This window comes from candidate division WOR-3 bacterium (assembly GCA_039801725.1).
Classification (GTDB): Bacteria; Hydrothermota; Tepidihabitantia; order Tepidihabitantales; family DTDR01; genus DTDR01.
Window position 1 is genome coordinate 3,484 of record JBDRVE010000014.1, and the last position, 2,715, is coordinate 6,198.

Consider the following 2,715-nt stretch of genomic DNA (forward strand, 5'->3'; position numbering starts at 1 on the left):
ACATCAGCCACCAGGAAGACCATTAGGAATGGATGTTTATTTAACTGTTTATGGTTTTTCTGATTCGATTGCCCAGGATATATTTATCTTAAAATACCAACTGGTAAATTCATCAGGTTTTAGATTAAATCCTGTGTATGTGGGAATAATAATTGATGCGGATATTGGGAGTTATCGTGACGATATGGCGGGTTTAATTCTTAACAAACTTTTTCAAATTGGTTCAGATACTTTTAGAATAAAAAATGTTGGATTTTTCTATGATTATGATAATATTGAACCACCGAGTGAAGTATGGGAAAGAGGAACACCAGGAACAGTTGCTATTAGATTATTAAAAGCACCAAATAATTTAAATCTTACTGCTTTTAAAAAATGGACAATTGAGGAAGATCCTGTCGAAGACAAAGCAAGATATTTGACATTATTAGGTTACAATCATTTAACTGGAGAATACGAACCTTATGATTCAATTGACGAAACACCGGGAGATAAAAGAGGTTTACTATCTTGCGGTCCTTTTGAAATTTTACCAGATTCAATTATAACTTTGTATTTTGCTGTTATTGGTTCACCTTATGGAGATTCTGGTCAAGGTCCTCAAGGTCGGGATACTTCTCAACTTGCCTTACGTTGTTTTTGGGCAGAACAAGTATTAGAAAGAATATTAGCAATTGAAGAAGAAAAAATAGCAAAATTTGATAATAAAGGCACGTTTATTCCTTCAATATGGAAATCAAGAGTTCCCTTCAATATTCCTATGAACGAAAATCTATCAATTTACGATATTTCCGGAAGTTTAATAAAGAGATTACCAGGTAGAAAATTAAGAGATAAAAGAGAACTTTCACCGGGTATTTATTTTATCCATTGGGAAAAGAAGGAGCAGATTTATAAGATTATTGTATACTAAGAAATCGTTATCAGCATAAGATGCGATAATCTAAAATAATAATATATATCTTAAAACGTTTACTTTATTTCCCTTGACATTTTAAAAATTTTAACTATATTTGTATTAGTTATGTTTATAGAATGTTATAAATTCTTAATAGAAATATATTAAAAAATGGAAAAAATTTGCACAGAAGAAGAAAAACCTAATGGAGGGGGTAATAGGGGGTAGGTCTATCATACGGGAATATTTTTAACTCTATTAGTGTTAATAATAATATTTTTATTAATGGTAATAACAATAACTTTATTAAGGCGAATAACAATACTTTTATTAATGGCTTTAACAATAAGTTTACTTTTTAGAATTACGTAGTGCTTAAATAATTCCTGGATGTTAGACTATGTAGACGGAACCTGCTAATAGAAAAAAGCAAAGTCAAATATAATAAACAACATAATAAAATATTGCCTTATTATTGTTTATTGACAGAAATTAAATAATTATTATAATAAAGAATATAATTGAATAATTGAAAAATAAAAAGGAGGAGAGATGGGATATTTAATCATCTTTTTAATTAATATTACCGGACCAGTAGGTTCTTATTTAGGTATTTTTCAAGGAAAATGGGCATTGGATACAATTTCTACTTATGATACAATACATTATTTTTATCCTTCGGAAACTACTGAAGTCTATTTCTACGACGAAATTGTTTGCGAATCAATTGTAAAAGAAACTTTGTGGCAAGGCAATATTGCTTATATCCAAAAAACTCTCTATTCGGAAATTTGGAAATTTAGACCTTTATCACTAAATATCCTTTATCAAAAGAAATTTCTCAAAACCAATTTTCAAGAATTTTATGATACCCTTTTTGAATATGGACCATATTTATGTTGGAACGGTACTTTCTTTGATACTATCCTTATTCAAGAAACCCTTTATAAAACACCTTTTTCAATAAATCTTTCTTGGAGTTTAGGTTTAAGAGGCAGAAGATTTATATTAGACTTGGATGGTGAAGGAATACCTAATGATACAATTACTTTTCTCGCCGATACTTTGCGAGTAATTGATATGGAAAATGTCCAAACTCCTTATGGTTTGATTCCCAATGCCTATAAAATAAGAAATTATAGTGTAATAAGAATAGGTGCATCTTATATGGGTTTTCAATGGCGAGATACCACAAGAATTAATGAGATTAGATGGTATAAAGATTCTCTTTGGTTAGTAAAAGATAGCACTTCTATTAATGAAAGGATGTGGTTTAATTTAGGAACATGGATTTTATTGGCAGAAGCAAAAAGAAGGTCAAAGGTTTATTTAAAAGATATATTTACTGGAATTTTAGAAAGGGAGAGGAAAAAAATTAAATCACTCCTTTGGCAATATCCATTAACAATTAATCTTTATGGAAAAGAAAGTGAAATTACCTTAATAAATGCCCTCGGTCAAGTTCTTTATAAAGAACTTGTAAAGGAAAAAATTATTTTTGATAATAAAAAATACCAAAAAGGAATTTACTATCTAAGAATAAAAAGTAAAGAAAAAGAAGAAATGTTTAAGTTGATAATTATGTGAAAGAGATAAGGATTGGTTTAGGTTTTGATTCCCATCCATTAAGAAAGAAAAGAAAGTTAATAATTGGTGGTGTTGAAATTCCTTTTGCTTATGGATTATCTGGCCATTCGGATGCGGACATACTTTTTCATTCGTTAAGTGATGCCCTTTTAGGTTCAATTGGTGAATATGATATTGGATATTATTTTCCCGATACTAATGAAAAGATAAAGGGAATTTCTTCTTCAATT

At 29.1% G+C, this 2,715-nt stretch carries 3 protein-coding genes; all 3 read left to right on the plus strand.

Annotation, left to right across the window (positions count from 1 at the left end; translation table 11 throughout):
• Positions 1 to 913: hypothetical protein (locus tag ABIK75_04170; protein MEO0090282.1), on the plus strand; the 913-nt coding region annotated here is incomplete at its 5' end.
• Between the two features lie 537 nt (positions 914 to 1,450).
• A complete protein-coding gene (locus tag ABIK75_04175; GenBank protein MEO0090283.1) occupies positions 1,451 to 2,485 on the plus strand; it encodes a T9SS type A sorting domain-containing protein in 1,035 nt (344 codons plus the stop codon).
• 5 nt (positions 2,486 to 2,490) lie between these two features.
• The coding region (locus tag ABIK75_04180; GenBank protein ID MEO0090284.1) for a 2-C-methyl-D-erythritol 2,4-cyclodiphosphate synthase at positions 2,491 to 2,715 on the plus strand (225 nt) is incomplete at its 3' end.